Below are 16456 nucleotides of genomic sequence, written 5' to 3'. Positions count from 1 at the left end.
CCGGGACCGGGCCGGGGCGCGGGGAACCGCGGAGGCTGGTGGACGCGTATATGAGGAAGCTAGGAACTCGTCGGGCGCAGTGTCACGACATCTGAGCAAATCTTGAGGGTAACGATCCGGAATGGCGGCAGATCCTGCGGCGGATCCGGCTTTGAACGGGAGAGGAGCCGGTCAGGTGGCCAAGGGCGGGGTACGGGTCGAGGGGAACGCACTGCTGCTGGGCGAGGGGGCGCAGGTCCGTTTCATGCGGACGCTGCGGCTACCGGAGACCGGTACGCACAATCTGCCCCCGGGGCTGGGCGAGTTTCCGCTGCGGCGCGTGGAGGACTATCCGGACACGGTTCCGGCGGACTGGCTGGCCAAGGGCGGGGTGATGCTCCCCGTGTACCTGCGCGAGGCGATGTGGCTCAGCTTCGGCGGGACCCGGGAGCCCACCGCGCTGCAGGTCGGGGTCGGCAAGGTGTGCGCCGTCTCCGGCGAGCGGTGGACGGGCGTGCTCGGGCGCCGGCCGCAGAACTACCTCGTGCTGCCGCGCCAGCCGTGGCTGGACGGGATCAACTCGGGCACGGGTACGGTCCGCCAGTTCGTCGCCGTCCCGCTGGGGCTCGGCGCCACCGTGGAGGGCCAGGTCACCGGCGAGGAGACCGCCGGGGGCGTGCAGCTCCAGGCCTTCCCGCTCGGCGCGAAGGCGCTGGAGCGGTGGCGTGAGGAGGAGCGGGCGCGCGCGGCCGGTCCCGGCCGGGCCGGCGGCGTGCCGTACGGAATCCTTCCGCAGGGCGGCCACACGGGCGGGGGCTACGGAGCGGCACCGGCGATGCCCCCGGGGATGCCGATGGCCATGCCGGCGCCGATGGCGGCCCCGGCGCCCGGCGGGCCCGTGGGAGGGCCTCCCGGCGCGCCCGCGGCCCCGGCCGCGGCCGCGGCCGGGGGTCCGCTGCGGCGGTCGGGCGGCGGGCCGGCCCCGCGGGCGGCGCGGGCGATGGGGCTCGGCGTCGGCGGCTCCATGCGGCAGGAGGTGTACCGCGACGACCGCAAGGCGAAGGAATGGGCGGCCGAGCCGGCCGCGCGGGTCTTCGTCCACCTGGTCACCCCGCCCGAGTGGCGCCGGATCACGGGGGAGGAGCCGCCGCCCTCGCCGGTGGACCGGGCCGCGTACACCAAGGCCGGGCTGCCGTGGTTCGACTACTACGACGAGGGCGGCGCCGACCTCGCTCCCTCGGGCACCCTCGGCCAGGTGCAGCCGGTGGGCGAGTGGCTCGGTACGGACGAGGCTCCGTGGGCGGAACCGGCCCCCGGCCAGGTCGCACCCCTGGGGAACGGGCCCCGGCCGGGCAAGCCGGTGCAGGACGGCGACTGGTAGCCGGACCCGCCCCGCCGGCCCCGCAGCCTTCGCCCGCCCCCGGAACTGGCCGGGAACGTACGGTCGTTCGAGCCCCGGGGCGGGACCCGTGACAGCATGGGCGGGCAATACACGGTGGTCGGAGGGGGAGTTCGGTGAGTGGAGTAAGCAAGGGCCTGGCCAAGGTGGAGATCGCGCTGCGGTGGGATCCGAGTCCGGCGGGAGCGCCCGTCCACGACCTCGACCTGCTGGCCGCGGTGTACGCCGCGGCGGACCCGTACGGGGAGCCTGCCCACCTGGTGCACTTCGGCAGTCGTTCGCCCGACGGCACCATCACGCTGAACCGGGACAGCAGGACCGGGCTGGGGCTGGGCTTCGACGAGGTGATGACCATCGAACTGAACCGGATCGCCGACGCGTTGACCCGGGTCGTGGTGGGAGTGGTGATCCAGCGGCCGGCCGGCGGCCAGGCGCTGACCTTCGCCGGCGTCGCGGGCAAGGGACTGCGCATCCGGGAGGGCTACACCGATCTCGTGGTGGACGACCTCACGGGCTTCGCCGCGGCGAGCGCGGTCACGGTGGCCGAGTTCACCCGCGACGCCGCCGGAGTCTGGTCGCTGGACCCGGCCCTACGGGGCTTCGACGCCGATCCCGAGGAGTTCGCGCGGGCGATGGGCGCGGCCCGGAGCTGAACCGGCCGCGCGGGCCGGAGCGCGACAGGCCCAAGATCCGAAAGCGACGGCCTGGCGGTCCGGCCGGACGCCGCACGGACCGGTCGGCGGTCACTCCGCGAGGGAGTGCCCGCCGCCCGGTCCGGGGGCTGCGCTGCCACCGTCCCCACGAGGCAGCGCGAGCGGGTCGCCGCCCGGTCATCGGGGACGGCGGCCCGCTGGTTCAGGGGGTCCGGTCGAGGGGGCCGGCCCGCTCCGCCTCCGGCGGGACCGCGCCCAGCGCCGGCAGCAGGCAGGCGTCGACGAACCGTACGAGGTACTCGGCGTCGGCGTAGCGCCCCTCCAGGACGGGCCTGATGCGCAGCACGCCCATCAGCTGCGCCGGCAGGAACTCCACGGCCGGGTGCCCTGGGGCGAGCTCGCCCCGCGCCACGGCCCGCTCCACGATCGAGTCGAACGCCGCCAGCTCGGGCTCCACCAGAGCCCCGCGCAGGGCCGCCTTCAGCTCCTCGTCGCTCAGCACCGCGTGCCCGAGGGCCTGCATCAGCCGGGTGTCGCGCCCCGAGGTGCAGGCGGCGATCCGGGCCGCCTCGCGCAGGTCGCCCGCGAGGGTTCCGGTGTCCACCGCGGCGAGGGTCCCGCGCCGGTCCGCGCGCAGGGCGGCGGCGACGAGCTGGGGTTTGGTCTTCCACTGCCGGTAGAGCGTGGACTTTCCGCAGGTGGCCCGGGCGGCGATCTTCTCCATGGTCAGCGCCTCGTAGCCGTCCTCGCGCAACTGATCCAGGACGGCGTCGTAGAGCTGCTGCTCCCGCTCCGGGGTGATCTTGGAGCGGCGCGCGGGGGCCGGGGCGGCTTCCGGCGTCGGCGAGGTCATGGGGCTGCTCTCCTCGGTGCTGCGTGCTGCGCGTCACGTGATTGCTGCTGGGCGGCGATATTTCGTTCGCTCCGCAGCAGCCTCTAGTGAAAGTCTACGGGAACGCGAGCGTATCGGTACACACTCGTATCGATACGAGAATGTATCGATACACTGGTGTGTCGATTGTGAGCCGCGTAGCTGTGTACAGGAAGCGAGACCGGGGGATGACCTCCCACACCACACCCGTCGGAGCCGGCACCGGGCCGGGGGCCCGACGCCGCCTCATACGCGAGCTCCTGCTCGTCGCGGGCCTCTTCGCCGTATACAAGTGCGGCCGTACGCTCTCCACCGGCCGCACCGACGAGGCCTTCCGCAACGCCACCCGGATCTGGGACGCCGAGCGCACCCTGCACCTGCCCGACGAAGGCACGGTCCAGCGACTGCTCCTGCACGGCGACGCCCTCCTGCATGGCGACACCCTCGTGCACACCGCGAACACCTACTACGCGACCGTGCACTTCCCCGCCACGGTGCTCTTCCTCGTCTGGCTCTACGTACGCCGCCCCGCGCAGTACCTCTGGGCCCGCCGGGTCCTGGCCGTCCTGACCGGCGCGGCCCTCGTCCTCCACCTGGCCTTCCCCCTCGCACCTCCGCGGATGCTGGGCGCGGCGCACCTGATCGACACCGGCCAGGTCTACGGACCGACCGTCTACGGGGCCGCGCCCGCCGCCGACACCATGGCCAACCAGTTCGCCGCCATGCCCTCCCTGCACTTCGGCTGGGCGCTGATGCTGGCCCTCGGAATGATCGCCGCAACTTCCTCGCGGTGGCGCGCCCTGTGGCTGCTGCACCCGCTGGTCACCCTGCTCGTGGTCGTCGGCACGGCCAACCACTACTGGCTCGACGCCATCGTCGCGACGCTGCTCCTCGGGGCCGCCCTGCTGCTGGTCCCGCGCCCGGTCGGCCGTTCGCTCGTCGCCCGGCGGAGCGTGCCGGGTCAGCGCGCGGTACCGGCGCCGGTACCGGCCGGGGCGGGCCCGGGTGCGGCATGCGCGGAGCCTGTGGACCTCATGGACCCTGTGGACCCCGTAAACCCAGCAGACCCCATGGCGCCCGTAGGAGCGGTCCGGTGAACTCCACGCTCCTCGCCGTCCTGCTCTGCCTCGCCGCGGCCGTCACCTACGCGGCCGCCGCCGTGGCCCAGGAACGCCTCGCCCGCCGCGAGGTCGCCCGCAGCACCGCTGCCCTGCTCGGCAACGGCGCCTGGTGGTGGTCGGCGGGCCTGAACGCCGCCGCCGCACTCATGCACGCCGCCGCCCTGCGGTACGGCCCGCTCACCCTGGTCCAGCCGCTCGGCGCGCTCACCCTCGTCGCCGCAGTACCCCTGGGCGCGCGCGGGGCCGGGCGGAGGGTCGTGGCCAGCGAGTGGCGCGGGACCCTGGCCACCGTCGTCGGCCTCGGCCTGCTCCTGGTGCCCGCCTCCGGCCCGTCCCCCGACGAGACCCTGACCCTGACCGAGGCGCTCGCCGTCTCCGGGGCCACGGCCGCGGTGATCATGCTGCTGACCGCGCGGAAGGACGCCCGCTCGGGGCTGCGCCACGCGACGGCGTCCGGGCTGGCCTCCGCGGCCGCCTCCGCCCTGACCCAGACCGTCGCCGTGGCGGGTGGCCGCGGCGGATCCCTGCTCAGCGTCCGGGTCGTCTCGGTGGCGCTGCTCGTGGTGGTCTTCGCGGTCGGCGGGATGCTCCTGTCCCAGAGGGCCTACCGGGGCGGCTTGAGCGCCCCGCTCGCGGTGGTCAACCTGACCAACCCGCTGGCCGCGGCCGCGATCGGGATGATCCTGCTCGGCGAACGCATCCAGGGCGGGGCGTTCGGGGTCCTGCTGGCCGTGGCGGGAGCGCTCGCGGCGGCCCGGGGCGTGCTGTTGCTCACGCGGACGTCGGCCCAGCAGACGGCGCCGGCCGTTCCGGCTCAGGCCGCGCCGATGGCCGGTGTGGCAGCATGAGCCGCATGGCTGCCGACGACGGTTCCTTCCTCTCGTTCCGCTCCAAGAGCTCGGTCCTCTCCATCGGTTCGGTGGGCTCCGTCCTGTCCATCGGGTCGGTCGGCAGCGTGCTGTCGGTCGGCTCGATCGGCTCGGCCCTGTCGGCCGCCTCGGTGGGATCCGTACTGAGCGCGGGCTCGTTCGCCTCCGCCCAGTCGGCGTGGTCGGTGCTGTCCTGGCGCTCCCGCGGCGGATTCCTGGCGGGGGCGGCGGGCGGCGCGGTGCTGGGCTTGGTGGCGGTGGCCGCGCTCAGGTCCGTTCCCGTGTCCCGGCGCACTGGCTGAGAACCGTTTCCCCAGTTCACGCGTCTCCCCCTGTGAGACCTGAACGGACGTCGCGCGCACGACGACGCGCGCACATCGAAGCGGAGTGACTGGGCATGGGCATCATCGGCTGGATCATCCTCGGACTGCTGGCGGGCGGGATCGCCAAGGTCCTGCTGCCCGGCCGTGACCCGGGCGGCCTGATCGGCACCACCCTCATCGGCATCGCCGGCGCCTTCACCGGCGGCTGGCTCTCGGCGAAGTTCCTGGACCGGTCCATTCAGAACGACTTCTTCGACCTCGCGACCTGGGGCTCCGCCATCGCGGGCTCCCTCGTCCTCCTCATCGCCTACCGCCTCATCTTCGGCAACTCCCGCAACTGACCGGCGGTCCGGGGGGCGGGGCCGGGGCCGCGGGTTCGGTCCGGGGGCCGGGGTCAGACCTCCATGTAGGCCACCGTGCCGGTACGGCGGGCCGCGTCGATCTCCCGCAGGCGCGCGAAGTTCGAGGGGCTCATGAGCGCCTCCCACTCCCGCACCGAGTGCACCCGTACCTCGCTGTGCTCCTCGGGGTCGAGGACGATGGCGGCGATCTGTTCGTCGGTGAGGGTGCCGCCGTCGAAGAGGAACCCGACGTGGTTCGCGGGCCAGTCCTCGCCCCGGTGGGCGATGAACTGCGTGCCCAGCAGCTTCCGCTCGCCCTCGAAGACGATGCCGGTCTCCTCCAGGCACTCCCGGAGCGCGCACTCCCAGGGCGTCTCGCCGTGGTCCATGTTCCCGCCCGGCCACTGCCAGGTCTCCGTGGAGTACGTCGCACGGAGCTGCACCGGGCGGCCGGCGGTGTCGGTGAAGTAGAGACAGGCGTAAGAGGTCGCCCGGGCGATGGTCTCGACGTACTCGGCGGGCGGGAGCCATACGGACACCGTTCCACCTCCGTCCGGGCCTGGGCCCCTCGGAGACATGGGGCAGGCACACTACCCACGCCGCGCACTGCCCACGCCGTGCACGGCACACGCCGCCTACCGCTCTGCGCGTCCGTCCCCGTCCCCCGTCCCCGTGCCCGCGTCCGCGCTGTCCACGTCCCGGTACGGGTGCACCGACGTCGGTGGCGGCGCCTACGATGACCGGCCATGGACAGCAGTGATTCCGGCAGACGGTTGATCGACGGGCGCTTCGAACTCGCGCAGCCCCTGGGCAGTGGCGGGATGGGGACGGTGTGGCGCGCCCGCGACATCGCGCTGGACCGGGAGGTCGCCCTCAAGGAGGTGCGGCCGCCGGACCCGGCGACCGCCGCAGCGCAGCCCGGGCTCGTCGTCCAACTGCGCGAACGCGCCGTCCGCGAGGCCCGGGCCCTCGCCCGGCTCGCCCATCCGAACGTGGTCACCATCCACCACATCGTGGAGCCCGAGCCCGGCTCCGACGGCCATCCGTGGATCGTGATGGAGCTGGTCAGGGGCGGCTCCCTGGCCGACCTCCTGGAGCGCGGGCCGATGCCGGTGGCGGACGTGCTGCGCATCGGGCTCGACCTGCTCTCCGCGCTGCGGGCAGCGCACGCGGAGGGGGTGCTGCACCGTGACGTGAAACCGGCCAACGTGCTCCTGCGACCGGGCGGCTCCGCCGTGCTCACCGACTTCGGGATCGCCGCCCTGCACGGCGCGACCGGGCTGACCTCGACCGGAGCGCTGATCGGGTCGCCGGAGTACATAGCGCCCGAGCGGGCGCGCGGCGCGGAGGGGCTGGCCGCCTCCGACCTGTGGTCGCTCGGGATGCTGCTCTACGTGGCCGCCGAAGGGGTGCACCCGCTGCGCCGGGCCACCAGCCTGGCCACCGTGGTCGCGGTGCTCGACGAGCCGATCCCCGCGCCGGTCCGGTCCGGCCCGCTGGGGCCCGTACTGGAACGGCTGCTGGTACGGGACCTGGCCGTGCGGCCCGGCGCCGAGGAACTGGAAGCGCTGCTCCGCCGTGCGAGCAGTGCTCTCGGCGGCGCGGCCCCGGTGCCACCGCCGGTCGCCCTCGGGAGCTTCGGACCGGCGACCCCGACCACCGGTCCCGCCATGGGCCCCGTACCGGCATCGACGCCGACGCACACCCAGCCGCCGACACGGACGCCGTTCGTTCCGGGCGCGGGCAACCCGTACGCGTCCACCGTCCCCGTGGCCTTCCCGCCGCCGCCCGCCCCGCGCCGGCGCCGCCGGCCCGCGCTGCTCGCCGGGCTCCTCGCGGTGGTCCTCGCCGCCGGGGTCGTCGGCCTCGTGAACTGGCTGCCCGACGGGAACGCGGGCGGCGACGCGGGCAAGAGCGGCGACATCAACTCCTCGGGCACCACGTCCGCTTCCGTACCGGCCTCCCCGGCCCAGGGCACCGCCGTGGCCCTGACGCCCACCCCCACCCCGAAGGCGAGCACACCGAAGCCGGTCGCCCCGCCCAAGGGCAGCCTGATCGACCCGGCCAACATCCGCACCGCCATCGAGGCGTTCAAGCAGCAGGCGGGCACCACCACCTTCGTCAACATGAGGGTCTACGACGAGTACGTGCTCGCCGACATCCCCACCGCACCCGGAGCCAGGACCGTCGACTCCTGGCAGTACCGCGGCGGCGTCGCCAAGCGCACCGGCCCGTCCGGCACCGTGAAGTCGGGCGAGCCGCTCATGGACATGGCGGCGCTCGACTGGGACGCCCTGCCCGCGCTGATGGCCGAGGCGACCAAGGAGCTCGGCGTCGACAAGCCGAGTTCCCGCTACCTCAACGTCTCGCCCTGGATGGACACACCCGCGGTCCGCCCCTACCTGAACGACGAGTACGGACAGGGCGGTTACGTCCTCGCCGGCACCGACTTCAAGGTCAAGAAGGTCTACCGGAGCTGACGGCCGGAGAGCCGGAGCGCCACCCCGCTGTGCTGGCCGTGCACAATTGGATAGCTGTGCTCTCCAAAGAAGGGTCCAAGGGATGCGGCTGGCGGAGTTGAGCGAGCGCAGTGGCGTCTCCACGGCGACCATCAAGTACTACCTGCGCGAAGGGCTGTTGGCGCCGGGGCGGCGGGTCAGTGCGACGACCGCCGACTACGACGAGGAGCACGTGCGGCGGCTGCGGCTGATCCGCGCGCTGATCCAGGTCGGCGGGATTCCGGTGGCCAGGGCCCGGGAAGTGCTCGCGCACGTGGACGACGAGTCCCTGGGGCGGACGATGCGGATGGGCGCGGCGCTCTGGGCGCTGCCGCAGGGGCCCGAGTCGGACGACGAGGACCCGGCGGTGGTCACCGCGCGGCAGGAGGTGGACCGGCTGCTGGAGATGCTGGGCTGGTCGACGGCCCGGGAGGTGGGGGCCCTGTCCCCGATCCACCGCTCCCTCGTGCTGGCGGTGTCCACTCTCATCCGGCTCGGCTATCCGTGGGGCGCCGAACTGATGGCCCCGTACGCCGAGCTGATGTACCAGGCGGCCGTGCGCGACCTGGACTTCATGGAGGCGTACCCCTCCGAGGCGGAACAGGTGGAGATGGTGGTGGCCGCGACCGTCCTCTTCCAGCCGGTACTGAAGGCCCTGCACCGGCTGGCGCAGGAAGAGGAGTCGGCGCGGCGGTACGGGCTGGAGTGAGGCGGCGGAGCGGCCTACCGCGAGCTCGCTCAGTAAGGGCCGTTGACGTTGTCGATCGAACCGTAGCGGGCCGCCGCGTAATTGCAGGCGGCCGTGATGTTGGCGACCGGGTCGTAGGAGTCCAGCGAAGTGCCGGGTACGTGATAGGCCTTGAAGGTCGGGTCGATGACCTGGAGGAGGCCCTTGGAGGGGATGCCGGCCGCCGCGTTGGAGTCCCAGTTGTTGATGGCCATCGGATTACCCGAGGATTCGCGCATGATGTTGCGGTGAATTCCTTCGTAGCTTCCGGGAATTCCGTGCTGGGCCAGGACGTCGAGCGACTCCCGGATCCAGCCGTCGAGGTTGTTCGCGTAGCCGGTGGCGGCCTTGGCCGCCTTGGCGGTGGCGGGGGCGGCGGCCGTGGTGAGCTTCAGCTTCAGGCCCGGGTGGATGGCCGAGGGGTTCGCGCCGACGATGGCCTTGTTCGCCTCGTAGAGCTTCTGCCAGCCGCCGCCGATGGAGTGCTCGGCCGCGATCTTACTCAGGGTGTCGCCGCTGACCACGGAGTACGTCGTGGGGGCGACGGTCGCCTCGGCCGCCCCGGCCGTGGTCGCACTGATCAGCGGGAGGGCCAGCGCCGCACTGCCCGTGCCGGCGAGGGCCAGCTTGCGGGTGAGTGCGTTGTGCTGCTTCGGCCGGCGGTGCTTTCCCTGTGCGGGCATGGCGCAATTCCTCACGTGGGGGGACGGAAGAGCCCTGGCGGAGGCCGGATTCGGCAGCTGACCACCTGGAATGAGGCGACCGTAGGCGAGTCCGGCGGGCCGGAACAAGACGTGAATTCGCCCGGGAGATCAACTTCCCGCATTCGGCCCGGCGGATGACCTTGGAAAGAGGTCCGGGAATTCCCGAATATCCAACCGGGAAAAGGGAATCGCCCCGCGCGGGGAAATGATGTTGACGCCGTCGGCGTGACTCACATCACGGGCCCGCGGGCGGCGGCCCAATCCGGGCAAGTCGCCCGTCGCCGGGGCTGATTCGGGCGAGCCGCCCGTTGGCGGCGAATCGCCCATCCCGGGTCATTCAGCCCCCGTGCGCGAGGGTGCCGTCCTCGCCCATCGCGGGGTGGATCCTGGTCGGTCCCTCCCCGTTCTCCTCCTCGTCGGACGGCCGCGGCCCCTCCGGCCCCTCCGGCCCGTCCGGCCCGATCCGCACCAGCCGGCGCATCCGGACGACCAGCAGCTCCCGGCCGTCGTCGAGGCGCACCGCGTTCGCGTCCCCGGCCGCCCGGAACTCCGCCGCCGCCCGCTCGTACCCCGCCCGCCGGGCCCGGGGCAGCTCGTGCAGGGCGGGCCGGAGCCCGGTCAGGATGTGCACCAGCGCCCTGCGGGCCGCGTGCGGGCTCGGCAGCACCGCGGAGGCCGGCTCCCAGCCCGCCGCGGTGCGCTCCAGCACCCGGTAGGCGGTCGGCAGCAGCACGGTCCGAGCTCCCGGTCCCGCACGGCCGGCTCCGGGTCGGTGGGCCGGGGCGACACCTGCCACCGGTGCCCGTCGCCCACCTCCTGGGGGGCGACCCCGAAGAGCGGTCCGCGGACGATGTGGTGCGCGTACCGCTGCGCGGCGTCGGAGGCGTCGGCCTCCTGCGCGGCGGCCACCGGATGCTCCGCGGGCTCGACGTTCAGGTAGAGGTGCTCGCGCCCGGGGGGGTACCTCGCTGCTCATGGTGAGCATTCCGGGCGCCCTTCCCGACGGGCCGCCGGACCATCATCAACTCGGCGCCGAGAGGGCGAGGTTGTGGTAGCAGACCGGCCGAAGGGCGGATCAGGGCAGCTGCGCCAGTTCCCGCAGGGCCGCCGCGACCGCTTCCTGGCTCGCGGGCAGCAGGGGGAGGCGTACGGCCGCGGTCGGGATGCGGCCCTGCGCGCACAACACACCCTTGATCACTGCCGGGTTGGGCTCCGCGAAGAGGGTCGCGGAGAGCCGGGCCAGCGCATGGCCCAGGGTGCGAGCCCGGTCCGCCTCACCCGCCCGCCAGGCGGCCGCGAGTTCGGCGAACCGGGCCGTCGCGACATGGGCCGAGGCGAGGACCCCGCCCGCCGCACCGAGCGCGAGGAGGGGGGAGAGGAAGGCGTCGTCGCCCGCCAACACCGCGAACCCGTCCGGCAGATCACCGAGCAGTGCCACCGCCTCCCCGTCGAGCGAGCCGACCGCGTACTTCACCGCGGCCACCCCGGGCAGCGCCCCGACCTCCCGTAGCAGCGCCGCGTCCAGCGGCTGTCCGGTCCGGTACGGGACGTGGTAGACGATCAGCGGTACGGGGCTCACCCGCGCCAGCTGCTCGAAGTGCGCCAGCACCCCGGCGGCGGAGGGCCGTACGAACGCGGGCACGGTCACCAGCGCGGCCCGCACCTCGGGCCACCGCTCCAGCCGGCCGAGCGATTCCTCGGCGGCCCGGGTCCCGCTCGCCCCGGCGCCCACCGTCAGCGCCGCCCCGCGCTCCCGGCAGACCCGGGCGCAGACGCCGGTGACGAGCTCGCGCTCGGCCTCGTCGAGGGCGGCCGGCTCGCCGGTGGTGCCCAGCGCCACGATCCCGGTGGCCCCCGCGTCGAGCACCTCGTGTGCGAGCGCCTCCAGGGCCTCGGCGGCGACCTCGCCGGCTGCGGTGAAGGGCGTGATCAGCGGTACGTGGATCCCGTGCGGGGCGTACGGGCGGTGTGCGGTGGGGGAGGGTGCGGCCGTGCTCGCTGTCTGGGTCATGCGTCGAGCCTGACCCGCTCCGAGCATCGAATCCAGTTCGCGTTTCTTACCTGAACCGTAAGCTGATCCGATGCTCGATGTACGACGCCTGCGCCTCCTGCGCGAACTCGCCCGCCGGGGGACCATCGCCGCGGTCGCCGAGGCGCTCTCCTTCAGCCCTTCGGCGGTGTCCCAGCAGCTCTCGGTGCTGGAACGCGAGGCCGGTCTGCCCCTGCTGGAGCGCACCGGGCGCCGGGTCCGGCTCACGCCCGCCGGCCAGAACCTGGTCCGGCACGCCGACGCCGTGCTGGAACAGCTGGAACGGGCCGACGCCGAGCTCGCGGAGGCGCGCGGCGGACTGGCCGGAGCGCTGCGGATCGGCTCCTTCCCCACCGCGACCCGGGCCATCGTCCCCGCGGCCCTGGCCGAGCTGGCCCGCCGGCACCCGGGGCTGGAGCCGATGGTGTCCGAAACCGACCCGGCGGCGGTCGCGCACGCGCTGCGGGCCGGGGACCTGGACGTGGCCCTGATCCACGCGTACGACTTCGTCCCCGCGCCGCAGGAGCCGGGGCTCGCCACGGATCCGCTCTACCGCGAGGCGATGTATCTGGCGACCCCGACGGCGTGGGCCCCGGCGGCTCGGGCCCCGACGGCGGGGGCACCCGGGGCTCCGGGGGAGGCCGCAGGCCCCCCTGCCGCGGCCGAGGCCGGCGGCGTGGGCGGAGCCGGGCAGCGCGCGCTGCTCCGTACGCACGCCGACGCGCCCTGGATCACCGCCACACCCGGCACGCTCTGCCACGCCATGACCGTGCGGGCCTGCGAGGACGCCGGGTTCCTGCCGAGGATCCGCCACCAGGTGGACGAGTTCGCCACCGTGCTCGCCCTGGTCGCGGCCGGCCAGGGGGTGGCGGTGGTTCCGCAGCTCGGGATCACCGGACACGCGGATCCGGCCGTCGCACTCACCCGGCTCGTCATGGAGCGCCGTACCAACGTGGCCTTCCGCAGCGGCGCCGCCGCCCACCCCGCCGTGGCCGCCTTCAGCGCGGTCCTGCGCGCGGCGCTGCCGCCCGAACTGTCCGGACAGCACCTCTAGCAGATCGTGCCGGGCCCGCGCCGCCCGCCGCCGCGTGAGCCACCGCACCGGGGCGCGGGGCAACTCCCGCACACGGGACAGCGCGTGTACGTTGGCGGGACCGGCGGAACCTTCTCGGGACCTCCGGCGAAGTCGACGAAACCGTGATCGAGATCGGGGTAGCACGTGACGCATCGCGTACGAGGGGTCATCGCCAGGAGCAAGGGCGCACCGGTGGAGACCACGACGATCCTCGTGCCCGACCCGGGCCCGGGCGAGGCGCTCGTACGGGTCCAGGCCTGCGGGGTCTGCCACACCGACCTGCACTACCGCGAGGGCGGCATCAACGACGAGTACCCCTTCCTGCTCGGCCACGAGGCGGCCGGGGTCGTCGAATCGGTCGGCCCGGACGTCACCTCCGTCGCGCCCGGCGACTTCGTCGTCCTCAACTGGCGAGCGGTGTGCGGGAGCTGCCGGGCCTGCAAGCGCGGCCGCCCCTGGTACTGCTTCAACACGCACAACGCGACCCAGCCGATGACCCTGGAGGACGGCACCCCGCTCTCCCCGGCCCTCGGCATCGGGGCCTTTGCCGAGAAGACGCTGGTCGCCGCCGGGCAGTGCACCAAGGTGGACCCGGCCGCCTCGCCGGCCGCCGCCGGGCTGCTCGGCTGCGGGGTGATGGCCGGCCTGGGCGCCGCCCTGAACACGGGCAACGTCGGGCGCGGCGACTCCGTGGCCGTCATCGGCTGCGGGGGCGTGGGCAACGCCGCCGTCGCCGGGGCCAAGCTGGCCGGAGCCTCCCGCATCATCGCCGTGGACCTGGACGACCGGAAGCTGGAGTGGGCGCGGGGACTCGGCGCCACGCACACCGTCAACGGCGGTACGCAGGACGTGGTCAAGGCCATCCAGGAGCTGACCGGCGGCAACGGCGCGGACGTGGTCATCGAGGCCGTCGGCCGCCCCGAGACGTACAAGCAGGCGTTCTACGCGCGCGACCTGGCCGGCACGGTGGTGCTGGTCGGCGTCCCGACGCCGGAGATGCAGCTCGAACTCCCGCTGCTGGACGTGTTCGGACGCGGCGGCGCCCTGAAGTCCTCCTGGTACGGGGACTGCCTGCCCGAGCGGGACTTCCCGCTCCTCGTCGACCTCTACCTGCAAGGCCGGCTCGACCTCGACGCGTTCGTCTCCGAGCGGATCGCCCTGGACGAGGTGGAGGCGGCCTTCGCGCGCATGGAGCGGGGCGAGGTCCTCCGCTCGGTGGTCGAGTTCTAGCCACCTGGCAACCCCTGGCCGCCTGGCCACTTGGCGCCGCCGCACTCACCCGCGGCGGCCCGCCCGGCCGCCCGGGCTCCGTCCGCACGCCCGGGCGGAGCCCCACGCACCCTGACCCGAGGCAGACGTCACCGCTGATGACCGACCTGAAGCAAGCACCCGATACCGACGCCGCCCGCACGATCGCGGCCGCGGCACTGGGGCGCGACCCCGGCCCCATGACCACGGCCGAGAGCAGCTCCCATCACGTGTACGTCGGCGCGGACGTCGTCGTGAAGATCATCGATGCGGCCTCCCACGCGCGGCTGAACAGGGAGATCGCGCTCGCGCCCCACCTGCCTGCCGGCCTCACGGCCCCGCTGCTCGACAGCGGGACCCACCGGCTGGAGGCGGGTGACGTCCGCTATGCCTGCTACGCCCGCGTACCGGGGACGGCTCCCGGGATGGGCATGCCCGGCGTGGACGAGGTGACGGCGCGCGCGTGGGCCGAGGAGGCGGTCGAGCGGCTCGGCCGGCTCCACGCCTGGGTGCCCGAGGGCCAGGCCGACCGGACGCTGAGGGAATCCCTCGACCACGGAGGTTTCACCGGGCAGGCCGCGCTGATCGCCGAGGCCGAGGGCCTCGCCGCTGCCGACCGGCACGGAGCCGTACCGCCCCACCTGCTCGACGGCCTGAGGGTGATCGCGGACCGAGCGCCCCTGCTCGCCCGCGCCGTCGTCCCGGTTCACGCGGACTGCCACTGGGACAACTGGCTCGCGCACGGCAGGAGCGTGACGGCCCTGCTGGACTTCGAGTGGGCCCGCTTCGGGGAACCGCTCGACGACTGGTTCTTCCTGATCCGGTTCAGCGGCCCGCACATGGAGACCGTTCTCGACGTCGTCGCCCGTGCGACGGGGACCTCCCCGGACACCCTTCGAGCAGGCTGCGAAGTCCGCGAAGCGACCCACCTCGCGGCCGACCTCCGCATCGCGCTGGAGCACCCCGATACCCACGCGCGCATGGGCGCGGACAGGCTCCGCTCCCTCGAGGAGCTCATCGTCGGACGCTACTGGTGGCGCCCGACCCCCTGATGCCCAGATGCGGCTACCGGCTACCGGCTACCGGCTACCGGCTACCGGCCTACCGGCTACAGCAGGCGGCAGCCGGCAGGCGCGGGGGCTCTCGTAAGCTGGGCCGGGTCCGCCGCCCCGGTTCGCCCTCACCCACCGGCCCCGGGACGGCTGCCGCGTACACCACCGCACCGCGCCGACCCCTGGGACCTCCCGTGACCCCCGTGAACCCCGCGACCTCCGAGATCGCAGCCGCCGGCAGCTACCGCCAGCCCGGTGTCGTCCTCACCGACCACCACTTCAGTGTCCCGCTCGACCACGCCCGCCCCGACGGCGAGCGGATCGACCTGTACGCGCGCGAGCTGGTCGCCACCGGCAAGGACCCGGAGTCCCTGCCGTGGCTGCTCTACCTGGAGGGCGGACCCGGCTTCGGCGCCCGCAGGTTCGTCGGCCGGCAGGCCTGGCTGGAGCGGGCCCTCACCGAGTTCCGGGTGCTGCTGCTCGACCAGCGCGGGACCGGCCGCTCCACCCCGGTCAACCGGCAGACCCTGCCGCTGCGCGGCGGCCCCGCGCAGCAGGCCGAGTACCTCGCCCACTTCCGCGCCGACTCCATCGTGCGCGACGCCGAGACCATCCGCCCGCTCCTCACCGGCGGCGCGCCCTGGACGGTCCTCGGCCAGAGCTTCGGCGGCTTCTGCGTCACCCACTACCTGGGCGCAGCCCCCGAGGGGCTGGCCGCCGCCCTCATCACCGGCGGGCTGCCCTCCCTCGACGCCACCGCCGCCGAGGTGTACGAAGCCGCGTACCCGCGCGTCGAGCGCAAGAACCGGGCGCACTACGACCGCTACCCCATGGACGTGGAGCGGGCCCGCCGCATCGCCGCCCACCTCCTCGAGCGTCCGGCCGAACTCCCCGGCGGGTACCTCCTGACGGCCGAGGCCTTCCAGTCCCTCGGCCTGCTCCTCGGCGGCTCCGACGGCAGCCACCAGCTGCACTACCTGCTCGAGGACGCCTTCGTCCCCACCCCGGACGGGCCCGCCCTCTCCGACGCCTTCCTGGAAGCCGTGCACGCCCAGCTCTCCTTCGCCGGGCACCCCCTCTACGCCCTGGTCCACGAGGCGATCTACGCCCAGGACCCGGGCACGCCCATCGGCTGGGCCGCCGAGCGGGTCCGCTCCGGCCACCCGCGCTTCGACGCCGCGAAGACCCTCGCGGGCACGGAGCCGCTGTACTTCACCGGCGAGACCATCCACCCCTGGCACTTCGACTGCGACCCGGCGCTCGCCCCGCTGCGCGAGACCGCCGAACTGCTGGCGGCCCGCACCGGCTGGACCCCGCTGTACGACCGGGCGCGGCTCGCCGTCAACGAGGTGCCGGTGGCCGCGGCCGTCTACCACGACGACATGTACGTGGACACCGCGCACTCCCTGGCCACCGCCCGGGCGATCCGCGGCCTGAAGACCTGGGTGACGGACGAGTTCGAGCACGACGGGGTACGTGCTGGAGGCCCGCGCGTCCTGGACCGGCTGCTGGCGCTCGTACGCGACGAGGCCTGAGCGCCCCGAACCAGAGGGAGCCACCAGAGGAG

The 16456-nt window shown here is 73.9% G+C and carries 18 protein-coding genes; 12 read left to right on the top strand and 6 right to left on the bottom strand.

From position 1 onward, the window contains the following. The first annotated feature begins 175 nt into the window (after positions 1 to 175). Together ACODT5_RS19160 and ACODT5_RS19155 are read left to right on the top strand one after the other, a co-directional pair. Complete coding sequence (locus tag ACODT5_RS19160) at positions 176 to 1360, top strand: hypothetical protein (protein WP_422520528.1); 1185 nt, start codon at positions 176 to 178, stop codon at positions 1358 to 1360. Between the two features lie 134 nt (positions 1361 to 1494). Beyond that, positions 1495 to 2031 carry a TerD family protein gene (locus tag ACODT5_RS19155; protein WP_422520527.1) on the top strand — a complete coding sequence of 179 codons (537 nt, stop codon included), beginning with the start codon at positions 1495 to 1497 and terminating at the stop codon, positions 2029 to 2031. Between the two features lie 202 nt (positions 2032 to 2233). Here the strand turns inward: ACODT5_RS19155 and ACODT5_RS19150 are convergent, their stop codons facing one another. Then, on the bottom strand, positions 2234 to 2884 hold the full coding sequence (locus ACODT5_RS19150) for a TetR/AcrR family transcriptional regulator (protein WP_422520526.1): 651 nt from the start codon (positions 2882 to 2884) through the stop codon (positions 2234 to 2236). 206 nt (positions 2885 to 3090) lie between these two features. Here ACODT5_RS19150 and ACODT5_RS19145 point away from each other — a divergent pair, with 206 nt between their 5' ends. The 4 genes from ACODT5_RS19145 (at position 3091) to ACODT5_RS19130 (ending at position 5556) form a co-directional block, all read left to right on the top strand. Then, positions 3091 to 3999 carry a phosphatase PAP2 family protein gene (locus ACODT5_RS19145; RefSeq protein ID WP_422520525.1) on the top strand — a complete coding sequence of 303 codons (909 nt, stop codon included), beginning with the start codon at positions 3091 to 3093 and terminating at the stop codon, positions 3997 to 3999. Next, positions 3996 to 4871 (top strand): DMT family protein, encoded by an 876-nt coding sequence (locus tag ACODT5_RS19140; protein ID WP_422520524.1) that lies wholly within the window; start codon positions 3996 to 3998, stop codon positions 4869 to 4871. The genes ACODT5_RS19145 and ACODT5_RS19140 overlap by 4 nt, the downstream gene beginning before the upstream one ends. Positions 4872 to 4876: 5 nt before the next feature. Beyond that, the gene (locus ACODT5_RS19135; protein WP_422520523.1) at positions 4877 to 5194 is read left to right on the top strand and encodes a hypothetical protein; all 318 of its coding nucleotides are present in this window, start codon (positions 4877 to 4879) and stop codon (positions 5192 to 5194) included. A gap of 95 nt (positions 5195 to 5289) precedes the next feature. Next, positions 5290 to 5556 carry a GlsB/YeaQ/YmgE family stress response membrane protein gene (locus tag ACODT5_RS19130; protein WP_385369891.1) on the top strand — a complete coding sequence of 89 codons (267 nt, stop codon included), beginning with the start codon at positions 5290 to 5292 and terminating at the stop codon, positions 5554 to 5556. Between the two features lie 53 nt (positions 5557 to 5609). Here ACODT5_RS19130 and ACODT5_RS19125 read toward each other — a convergent pair whose 3' ends face one another. Then, a complete protein-coding gene (locus tag ACODT5_RS19125) occupies positions 5610 to 6095 on the bottom strand; it encodes an NUDIX domain-containing protein (RefSeq protein ID WP_422520522.1) in 486 nt (161 codons plus the stop codon). A gap of 207 nt (positions 6096 to 6302) precedes the next feature. On the opposite strand from ACODT5_RS19125, the gene ACODT5_RS19120 reads away from it, so the two are divergent. Next, complete coding sequence (locus ACODT5_RS19120) at positions 6303 to 8036, top strand: serine/threonine-protein kinase (protein WP_422520521.1); 1734 nt, start codon at positions 6303 to 6305, stop codon at positions 8034 to 8036. A gap of 82 nt (positions 8037 to 8118) precedes the next feature. Further along, positions 8119 to 8763: a MerR family transcriptional regulator gene (locus ACODT5_RS19115; protein ID WP_422520520.1), complete on the top strand. Its 645-nt coding sequence runs from the start codon at positions 8119 to 8121 to the stop codon at positions 8761 to 8763. Positions 8764 to 8792: 29 nt separating this feature from the next. Here the strand turns inward: ACODT5_RS19115 and ACODT5_RS19110 are convergent, their stop codons facing one another. From ACODT5_RS19110 to ACODT5_RS19095, 4 genes are all read right to left on the bottom strand, one after another. Next, the gene (locus ACODT5_RS19110; RefSeq protein ID WP_422520519.1) at positions 8793 to 9464 is read right to left on the bottom strand and encodes a transglycosylase SLT domain-containing protein; all 672 of its coding nucleotides are present in this window, start codon (positions 9462 to 9464) and stop codon (positions 8793 to 8795) included. A gap of 358 nt (positions 9465 to 9822) precedes the next feature. Continuing rightward, a complete protein-coding gene (locus tag ACODT5_RS19105; protein ID WP_422520518.1) occupies positions 9823 to 10218 on the bottom strand; it encodes a DUF5954 family protein in 396 nt (131 codons plus the stop codon). After that, on the bottom strand, positions 10104 to 10394 hold the full coding sequence (locus ACODT5_RS19100) for a DUF5954 family protein (protein WP_422520517.1): 291 nt from the start codon (positions 10392 to 10394) through the stop codon (positions 10104 to 10106). Before ACODT5_RS19100 ends, ACODT5_RS19105 begins: the two co-directional genes overlap by 115 nt. Positions 10395 to 10560: 166 nt before the next feature. Next, complete coding sequence (locus tag ACODT5_RS19095) at positions 10561 to 11496, bottom strand: dihydrodipicolinate synthase family protein (protein WP_422520516.1); 936 nt, start codon at positions 11494 to 11496, stop codon at positions 10561 to 10563. Between the two features lie 70 nt (positions 11497 to 11566). Between ACODT5_RS19095 and ACODT5_RS19090 the strand changes: the two genes are divergently transcribed. The 4 genes from ACODT5_RS19090 (at position 11567) to ACODT5_RS19075 (ending at position 16424) form a co-directional block, all read left to right on the top strand. After that, positions 11567 to 12568 carry a LysR substrate-binding domain-containing protein gene (locus tag ACODT5_RS19090; RefSeq protein WP_422520515.1) on the top strand — a complete coding sequence of 334 codons (1002 nt, stop codon included), beginning with the start codon at positions 11567 to 11569 and terminating at the stop codon, positions 12566 to 12568. A 165-nt stretch (positions 12569 to 12733) separates the two neighbouring features. Beyond that, complete coding sequence (locus tag ACODT5_RS19085) at positions 12734 to 13819, top strand: S-(hydroxymethyl)mycothiol dehydrogenase (RefSeq protein WP_422520514.1); 1086 nt, start codon at positions 12734 to 12736, stop codon at positions 13817 to 13819. Positions 13820 to 13956: 137 nt separating this feature from the next. Beyond that, positions 13957 to 14889 carry a phosphotransferase family protein gene (locus tag ACODT5_RS19080; RefSeq protein ID WP_422520513.1) on the top strand — a complete coding sequence of 311 codons (933 nt, stop codon included), beginning with the start codon at positions 13957 to 13959 and terminating at the stop codon, positions 14887 to 14889. Positions 14890 to 15092: 203 nt separating this feature from the next. Beyond that, positions 15093 to 16424 carry an alpha/beta fold hydrolase gene (locus ACODT5_RS19075; protein WP_422520512.1) on the top strand — a complete coding sequence of 444 codons (1332 nt, stop codon included), beginning with the start codon at positions 15093 to 15095 and terminating at the stop codon, positions 16422 to 16424. The last annotated feature ends 32 nt before the right edge of the window (positions 16425 to 16456 follow it).

Origin of the sequence: Streptomyces tatrensis (assembly GCF_049310065.1) — a bacterium.
Lineage (GTDB): Bacteria > Actinomycetota > Actinomycetes > Streptomycetales > Streptomycetaceae > Streptomyces.
This window is presented reverse-complemented; position numbering and strand designations above follow the sequence as displayed.

Excerpts from the sequence above, each read along its gene's own strand:
- ACODT5_RS19090 (WP_422520515.1), top strand. The coding sequence starts at position 11,567 with ATGCTCGATGTACGACGCCTGCGCCTCCTGCGCGAACTCGCCCGCCGG.
- ACODT5_RS19080 (WP_422520513.1), top strand. The coding sequence starts at position 13,957 with ATGACCGACCTGAAGCAAGCACCCGATACCGACGCCGCCCGCACGATC.
- ACODT5_RS19110 (WP_422520519.1), bottom strand. The coding sequence starts at position 9,464 with ATGCCCGCACAGGGAAAGCACCGCCGGCCGAAGCAGCACAACGCACTC.
- ACODT5_RS19145 (WP_422520525.1), top strand. The coding sequence starts at position 3,091 with ATGACCTCCCACACCACACCCGTCGGAGCCGGCACCGGGCCGGGGGCC.
- ACODT5_RS19115 (WP_422520520.1), top strand. The coding sequence starts at position 8,119 with ATGCGGCTGGCGGAGTTGAGCGAGCGCAGTGGCGTCTCCACGGCGACC.
- ACODT5_RS19095 (WP_422520516.1), bottom strand. The coding sequence starts at position 11,496 with ATGACCCAGACAGCGAGCACGGCCGCACCCTCCCCCACCGCACACCGC.
- ACODT5_RS19150 (WP_422520526.1), bottom strand. The coding sequence starts at position 2,884 with ATGACCTCGCCGACGCCGGAAGCCGCCCCGGCCCCCGCGCGCCGCTCC.
- ACODT5_RS19130 (WP_385369891.1), top strand. The coding sequence starts at position 5,290 with ATGGGCATCATCGGCTGGATCATCCTCGGACTGCTGGCGGGCGGGATC.
- ACODT5_RS19135 (WP_422520523.1), top strand. The coding sequence starts at position 4,877 with ATGGCTGCCGACGACGGTTCCTTCCTCTCGTTCCGCTCCAAGAGCTCG.
- ACODT5_RS19120 (WP_422520521.1), top strand. The coding sequence starts at position 6,303 with ATGGACAGCAGTGATTCCGGCAGACGGTTGATCGACGGGCGCTTCGAA.